This is a genomic window from Sphingobium fluviale (assembly GCF_004122115.1).
GTDB classification, from domain to species: domain Bacteria; phylum Pseudomonadota; class Alphaproteobacteria; order Sphingomonadales; family Sphingomonadaceae; genus Sphingobium; species Sphingobium fluviale.
In genome coordinates this window covers 83,094-90,312 of sequence record NZ_SBKP01000012.1, presented here as the reverse complement: position 1 = coordinate 90,312, position 7,219 = coordinate 83,094, and the positions used below count along the sequence as shown (strand labels likewise).

General features: G+C 54.6%; 6 protein-coding genes. 2 read left to right on the top strand and 4 right to left on the bottom strand.

From position 1 onward, the window contains the following. Positions 1 to 121: 121 nt before the first annotated feature. Both EQG66_RS12025 and EQG66_RS12020 read right to left on the bottom strand, forming a co-directional pair. Complete coding sequence (locus EQG66_RS12025; RefSeq protein WP_164975673.1) at positions 122 to 1,111, bottom strand: Calx-beta domain-containing protein; 990 nt, start codon at positions 1,109 to 1,111, stop codon at positions 122 to 124. Positions 1,112 to 1,429: 318 nt separating this feature from the next. Continuing rightward, the gene (locus tag EQG66_RS12020; protein WP_129404828.1) at positions 1,430 to 2,206 is read right to left on the bottom strand and encodes a S1/P1 nuclease; all 777 of its coding nucleotides are present in this window, start codon (positions 2,204 to 2,206) and stop codon (positions 1,430 to 1,432) included. Positions 2,207 to 2,393: 187 nt separating this feature from the next. On the opposite strand from EQG66_RS12020, the gene EQG66_RS12015 reads away from it, so the two are divergent. Both EQG66_RS12015 and EQG66_RS12010 read left to right on the top strand, forming a co-directional pair. Further along, positions 2,394 to 2,654, top strand: coding sequence for a type II toxin-antitoxin system Phd/YefM family antitoxin (locus EQG66_RS12015; RefSeq protein ID WP_129404827.1), 261 nt, complete (start codon positions 2,394 to 2,396; stop codon positions 2,652 to 2,654). Next, positions 2,654 to 3,070 (top strand): type II toxin-antitoxin system VapC family toxin, encoded by a 417-nt coding sequence (locus EQG66_RS12010; protein ID WP_129404826.1) that lies wholly within the window; start codon positions 2,654 to 2,656, stop codon positions 3,068 to 3,070. Before EQG66_RS12015 ends, EQG66_RS12010 begins: the two co-directional genes overlap by 1 nt. Positions 3,071 to 3,338: 268 nt before the next feature. Here the strand turns inward: EQG66_RS12010 and EQG66_RS12005 are convergent, their stop codons facing one another. Together EQG66_RS12005 and EQG66_RS12000 are read right to left on the bottom strand one after the other, a co-directional pair. Next, positions 3,339 to 4,865, bottom strand: a complete 1,527-nt coding sequence (locus EQG66_RS12005; protein WP_129404825.1) for a ComEC/Rec2 family competence protein — start codon at positions 4,863 to 4,865, stop codon at positions 3,339 to 3,341. Between the two features lie 775 nt (positions 4,866 to 5,640). After that, positions 5,641 to 7,113, bottom strand: a complete 1,473-nt coding sequence (locus tag EQG66_RS12000) for a hypothetical protein (RefSeq protein ID WP_245988074.1) — start codon at positions 7,111 to 7,113, stop codon at positions 5,641 to 5,643. Positions 7,114 to 7,219 lie beyond the last annotated feature (106 nt).

Below are 7,219 nucleotides of genomic sequence, written 5' to 3'. Positions count from 1 at the left end.
CTCAATAACGCCATGTCCAACACTCCAATATCCCCTGATCACCAAAGACAGGGAAGCGTTCAAACATGGGTCACTTCTCAGTGGAAATTACTCCCCACACCGGGTCAACTCTCAATGAAAATCAACACTGAATGTAAAAGCCGTTGCTGTCGACCGCAGTGACGATACCCTGAATGGTAACGGTCTGGCCGACCAGCGGGGAGCTGTGTTGCGCGCCCTGGATATCGTGGATGCGGGTGATGGTCGAGTCGTCGTTGGTGATAGTGCCGACGCCCTGACCGTCGCCAATGCTGAGGCCGCCGGTCGCGTTGGAAAGGTTGACGGTAAACGTCTCGTTCGCTTCGTTGGCGGTGTCGCCATTGACCGTAACCGATATGGTCTTGCTCAATTCGCCATCCGCGAAATTCAGTGTGCCGCTGGTGGAGATATAATCCGCATTGGCGACGGTGGCCGTGGCATCTGCCGTGGCAAAATCGACAGTGGCCGCGCCCGCGCCATCGCTGCGGCTCACCGTGAAGGTCAGGCTGATGGTGCCGGAATTACCCTCGGCCTGGCTTACGTCGTTGATGCTGAACGAAGCGCCTCCACCGCCAACAAAGCTCTGGCTGTTGTTGATGGCGCCGGGCGTGTCATCCGTATCGAGCACCCAGGTAAAATCCGAGCCCTGCGTGCCGGTGCCGGTGCGCGCGATCGAGGTTCCGATCGGATTGGTGCCGTTTTCCAGAACGCCGACATCGGTGCTGGTCAGGCCCGCCGCCGCACCGACGGCCGTTGAGATCACGCCTTCATAGCTCAGGAACTCCAGCACGACATTGCCCGGTCCCACCAGTGCAAAGCCATCGCTGCTGCCATTCTCTAGGCCGTTGGCGGGAAGCGCGAAGGAGATCACGCCATAGCCGTTCTGCATATCGGTGATGACACCGGATAGCGGGCTGAGCGATCCTCCAGCGGAGGAGAGTATGGCCGCCGTGGGTGCGCTGGTGCCGTTGTAGCGCACGATGGAATATTGCGACAGGTCGGTGCCCGCCAGCCCGGCTATTTCAATGAACTCCCCGACATCGGTGCCGGTGTTGTCATAATGAAACTCGTTGATAAACGGCATGAAAGACATCTGCGGCTCCTCTCGGTGAGTGGCCTCTACACAGGATGTGGTCGAGACCGTTCCGTCAGGAAGCTGCAAGACACCGCCAAGCATTGCCGGAGGCACAGTTTGTACCTCCCCAACTCGCGTGGAGAGTATCAATGCCGGTAGCGGGGTTACGGCCCCTGACCGTTAACCATTTACCGGGCCAATATGACGATTCGGGAACGACATTGTGAAAGTAAAATTAAACAACCTAGCTTGGACATTGGAGAAGTTTAATCGAAGCGCCTACTCCAAGCGAGGCAACATACACTTGCCGCCGCATACGTTGCATTTACTCATTGGTTAACGGAACAGCTCGTTCAGCACACAGGCCAGCCGTATCCCACCCATCGATAGCCGCTGCTCAACCTGTGCCTTGTGAGCGAAGACATAGGCGTAGGACAGGTCCGGCTTTTCTGGATAGATTTGCCCGCGCAGCGCAACGTCCTCTGCTATCCATGTCTGTGGCCGCGTATCGCACCAGTCTTTCGCCAACTCGGGCGTGATATTCGCGCCCAGCCAATCGGTCCATTCGCTGTAGGACAGCTGCTGAAAGTCGATCAAATCCTCGTCCCAGACGACATGAAGTTCGGTCGGCTTGCCAAAGAATGTGACCTTGATGTCGTGGCCTCGGTGGTCTTTGCCATTACCGGCATGGAGCGGTTGCTGGAGATCGCCAACGATGTGGATGATGAAGCGTAGCGCGAGTTGCTTGTCGGCCAACGATGCTTTCGGATCATGGATTGTCTCAGCGAATTGCTTGAGTGCGGTGACAGCATCGCCCTCGGGCGGAGCGCCAACCTCGTCATAGCTCTTGCCGTCCGGCACAGTGACATAATGCCAGGGATTGGCCGTCTTCTGCCAGAACGGACTGGGATCAGAGCGCATGAAGTCGGGCCAGTTGGCGGCCTCCGCCATCGTTTCCGTGCCGAGGATAGCGACGACATTCTTCCGCGCCTCTGGCGAAAGATGGCGCTCGGCAAGCGCGGCAACGACACGATGACCTGTTTTGCCCCATGCAAAGGCAGGCGCGGAATGCAGGGCGGCCAGAGCGGAGAAAACAAGGGCAACAGTGCGCATCAGGGCATCATGGCGCAAGAGGATTGCGGATTGATGTCAACCTATAGCTATGCGCTAGGATTATTGGCGATCAAGATCGCGGAGTGCCGAGCGATGAAATGACTGTACGGCTATCTTGGTAGGCACAATTCGATGATTGCCATCCCCCAGCAATTGTAGTAACATTGCTACATGAAAGGTTGCTGATATGGGTATTACCACTTTATCCAGCCGAGAGTTCAATCAGGATACCAGCCGCGCCAAGAAGGCTGCGACTGCCGGTCCCGTGTTTATCACGGATCGCGGAAAGCCAGCCCATGTATTGCTCACTATTGACGAATATCGCCGCCTGCGCGGGGAGCGAGGGACGAGTCTGCTCCAAGCGTTGACCCCGAAAAACCCGTCGCAGGATTTTAACTTTGATCCACCGAAGCTCGGAAGGGTGTCAAAACCTGCGGACCTCGACTGATGTATCTGCTGGATACGAATGTCATATCTGCGTTCCGACGTCCTGAGCGCTTGTCCGACAAAGTTCAGGCATGGGCGGAGTCGGTTGAGTCGGCTGATTTCTTCCTGTCGGCGATCACCGTTCTGGAAATCGAGCAGGGCATCCTTGCACGGGAGCGCCACGATGCGATGCAGGGGGCAATTCTGCGGGAGTGGTTCGACAATGATGTGATCCCAGCCTTCGAAGATCGCATCATACCTTTCGACGCTGAGGCCGCGCGCAAATGCGCTGCTCTGCATATTCCCGACCCGCGCCCTAAGCGAGATGCAATGATAGCGGCCACAGCAATCATTCATGGTCTGACCGTGGTGACACGCAATGTTGCGGATTTTGAAAAGCTGGAAGTCAGCCTTATCGATCCGTGGACGGACGTTTAGCGAGCCAGTTTTCCACAATGGTTTAGATACCGAACTGGAAATCATGACCTTGGGCAATTCGGTTCCTAGGCCCGCCATTGACGATCTTTATGTTCGCACGGAGAGTTATCTCGCCTGACTTTCACCTCGCTGGGCGAAATATCTCGTTCAGCACAGGCCAGCCGTATCCCGCCTACCCGCCCGCCATCCAGCCTCCTAAGGGCTACTGGGAATGGGGTGGACCGGCAAGGAGCAGTTTACACGTGATGAAAAAGGAGCTGCTTATTGCTCAGAACCTCGACGTGAAAGTTTTCACCGCGAAGCTGCGATCACCTTCATTCATGGTGGCAGTTAATATCTTGCTGCCATTCGTTCGAACATTGACCAGACCATATAACACTTTGTGTACGAGCATCGCGACGTCAAGAGACGCTTTTTCGTTTGATCCTCGCAGAGCGCCAGAGGCAACCTTTTTGTAGGAAACCTGCACTTCATCCAACTGTTTAGCGGCAAATGTACGACTGCTCGCTCCCACGCCCGCTTTGACAGCTTCAGGTTTCCCTATTTCTACTGACCTCGCCAATTCCGTCGAATACACGAGAGGTGTCACAATCTTATCCTCTTTGATCGTCCGGTATCCAGTCAGTCCAGACGCTGCTACAATTCGAGGACGCGGATGATCGTGCCCCTCGTGATCCCCAGAACTAATGACGGTGCAGGCAGCTTTCATATGCCCTAGAAACTCCATGGAGACGTCCTCTGAGCCGTGATGACAGCATTTCCCTACGTCACAGGCGAATTCTTCTTCTTCACCTTGATGAAGTTCCAGCAGGGCGTGATGAGCCTTTTGGTTGAGGTCACCCGTTAACAGTATCCTGGACTTTTTGTAGTCAATCCGAAGCAGTACGCTCGTGCCATTGGTATTAATGCTTTGGCTCGAATCAAGTCGAAGAAGAGCAGGCGATCCGCTTACCGTTCCCTCGATAGGCCCAAGAACTCGAATGGCGGTTATGCTCCCTTGCGGATAGTTAGCCAGCCAATTGGTATTCTGACTTACTCGATTTATTGCCGATGGCTGACCCGTCGCATTTCTGGTTTCTGTCATCAAACGAACAAACTTTCCCCACTCCCCTTTTGCCTGTGGCCCATTGTTGGTCGTTGCCGCAATTGCTGACTGGCGGTCGCTAAGTAAGCGCGTAAACCACTTCTTTCCGGAACTTGCTTTTGTTGGTCCTAACCCTGCTCCGGTTCCGCTATGCGCGAGCCAGTGTGAAAGCCCCGAATGATAGAAGTTCTCAACGGTAATTGCGGTGCAGTCCATGTCATCCGAAGTGTCGGGCGTTATGGCGAGTAAATCCGCGAGACCACCGTAATGGTCAAAATCAATATGAGAGGAAATCATTTCATCAAGGACAATAGTGTTGTGGCCATAGTCCTTGTTAAACTTCCAATCAACGAAGTCCGCTGCGCTCTTTCCAGTGGGTTGCGACTTTCTTGGGTATCCGCCATCCAGCATGATGTGTCTGAAATCAGGTGTCCGAATAAGAACCCCGTCACCTTGACCAACGTCAATGAAATATAGCTCTAGCAAAGGTTCGCCACCGAGATCGGATTGCTCCACCCAGCCAACCTGACCCCTAGCTTTAATTTTCCGGCGGGAGCCAAATGTTTGGCCATCGACGAATTTCACTCCGTCTCCCCATAACAGGTGAAACCCTCCAGTTTTTCCCTTGACCTTTTCGCCACCATCAGAGGCAAAATAGGCCTTGCACTTTTCGGATGAAATAAAATCGTCGAACTGCGGATCAAATGGCATCACGTCCTCCCACAAAGACTCGATCTTAATGGCAACTCACTTGATTCTTACGAAACTATTATGACAATTTAGAATCTGAACTACAATATACGTGCGCTCGAATGATGTAGGCCAGAATTGCACATTTTGATTCGATACGTGTCCTACTAAGTCCTCAAACTTCACGGTGTTACACCGCTTGTTATCAAAAACGTCGTTTCGGCTGTTATTGTAGCCCTCGACGCAAATAGTGCCTAGTCCTTTTTGTCTTTGTTACGCGCCGCAGCGATGCTTCGATCATCAACATATTAGGTGATGGGACCAAATGAATTTTCCCATTGATGAATGACATGCTCTGGTGACTTCGTACCATTTTCAGAAATTTGACAATGCACCAGTCATCGCCATCGAGAAAATTTCCGTCCCGTCCGCTGCGAGGAGATAGAAGCGACCATTTTACCGCAATAGGTGCGGGTATTGCGGCGGTTGCGGGCATTGCTAGGCCCTTTATGGCAGGCGGTACTGCTGGCCCTGCTTACCGGCCAAACAAAGCGGGTGCTGGTAGCCCGTCATCCTATTTTTTCCCAGTTTAAAAAGGGGGCCGCAATACCCGCAATACCCGCAACGCGCAGTTTTATGAGGCTTTGAACTGCGGGCATAGCGTTTTGCAAGTGCCCGCATAATACCCGCAAACGACAACCGGCGAAACAGCGTCAGGAAGGAGCCGCTTTCATGATGCCTCGCAGCTGCCAAATTCAATACCCGCAACGCCCGCAATGCCCGCAAAGCTGCCCGCCTAAAAGGGATCGCGAGAGAGCTCGGGCTGCGTTGGAACTGCAATCGGCGTGAACGCACTGGTCCTGCTGATACGCATCCGCCAAGCTTTGGCATGCCTGTCCTGATACATGTCGATTGCAATGCCATTGGCAAGCAGACCCGGCTTGATGCGGTCGAGATGTCCGCGAAGCTTATTGACCGCAGGAAATTCCGCATAGCGATTACCGACTTTGAGCAAATCGAGCAGTTCGCGCGCGCTCTTGTCGATGCCTGTTGCATCGTCGCGCGAAAAATACGTGATCAGTGCTTCCGCAACGGGATCACCCAACACGGCCTCCGCCTGCATAGAGCCCTGCTCGTCGCTGAGCAATGCGCAAAACTCTCCCGGCCGGAGACCGAGTATTTCCGACGCCCCTTCGACAAACAACGCGAAGTCCGCCAGCCGAGGCGGCTTGATGAGACCATCCGCGCGTGCCTTTTCAACTTCAGGCCGATTACGCAACGCCAACGAGATCGCCTCGAACAAGAAACCGAGCATCTTGGGTCGATCCGCCTCAAAGGCGCGCGACAACTCTTCTTCGGTGCGGTACTCAGTGATAGGCAGCGCCGTAACGCGTAAACAGCGGCTGAGAAGGTCATTGCGGTCCGAAGGCGTGGCGATACAAGTGGCGATGACCGGCCTCACCAACGAGAACTGCGTCTCCTCCGTCATGGTATGGTGAGTGCGATAGGATGATGACGCACCTGTGCTGATCCGGCAGAGCGTGTCGGCGTCCCGCGCACCAATGGTAGACAGATTATCGAAAAACAGCACTTTTGCATGCGATGCATGGACGTGCAGATTGCGCTCATCAGAGGACAGGCTGAACCGCGCATTGGCTTGCTCGACAGGCGGATCGGTAAGAGCAATATTTCGGTCACCGAGACTGCTTTTACCCGATCCAGAACCGCCTTCAATCAGTAGTATCGCAAAGGGGCCAGCACTGCGGAAACTGCCGATGCAAAAGCCGATATTACGGATGAGGTCAGGCCGCGAGAGGTTGAAATGCCGGGCGAACAATTCGAGCGTGCCGCCCTGTTCCGGCAAGGGCAATTCACCTCTACTGCCGCGTGTGAAACGAACAGGTGCATCTCCCACCACGCTATAGCCTGCGGCATCGATCTTAACGACCTTACCATCCGCGCGGCCCAGTTCGACATAACACACATCACCGACCATCGCCGAACGCAGGAAGACCGAATGACGTGTGCCTTTTTCATACGCCCTATAGGTTAGGATGCCGATGGCAGCATCTTCCTGTTGCTTGGGCAGCACCTTCGTGGCCTTTTCCGCTAGATACCGGGACTGCAGCACGCCGCGATAGGCTCCGCTCGCTATCAGTGCATGTACCAAATGAAATTCGCCATCTGGCACAGCCTTCCGGAAAGAGACATAGGCTTGGCCGTCCTGCGCCAGCCAATGCTCGTCGCCTTCGGCTTCGGCCTGATCCAATACGACGATGGCTGCATCGGGTTTTCCGCCGCCCGAAGAGCCACCGCTTGACGTCTCGGGATCTTGCCAACCGGCTTCGAGAGCCAGCTTGAAATATGTCGCCGCG

Bases quoted from the DNA above. Each gene is read 5' to 3' on its own strand.
- EQG66_RS12005 (WP_129404825.1), bottom strand. From the start codon at position 4,865: ATGCCATTTGATCCGCAGTTCGACGATTTTATTTCATCCGAAAAGTGC.
- EQG66_RS12020 (WP_129404828.1), bottom strand. From the start codon at position 2,206: ATGCGCACTGTTGCCCTTGTTTTCTCCGCTCTGGCCGCCCTGCATTCC.
- EQG66_RS12015 (WP_129404827.1), top strand. From the start codon at position 2,394: ATGGGTATTACCACTTTATCCAGCCGAGAGTTCAATCAGGATACCAGC.
- EQG66_RS12010 (WP_129404826.1), top strand. From the start codon at position 2,654: ATGTATCTGCTGGATACGAATGTCATATCTGCGTTCCGACGTCCTGAG.
- EQG66_RS12025 (WP_164975673.1), bottom strand. From the start codon at position 1,111: ATGTCTTTCATGCCGTTTATCAACGAGTTTCATTATGACAACACCGGC.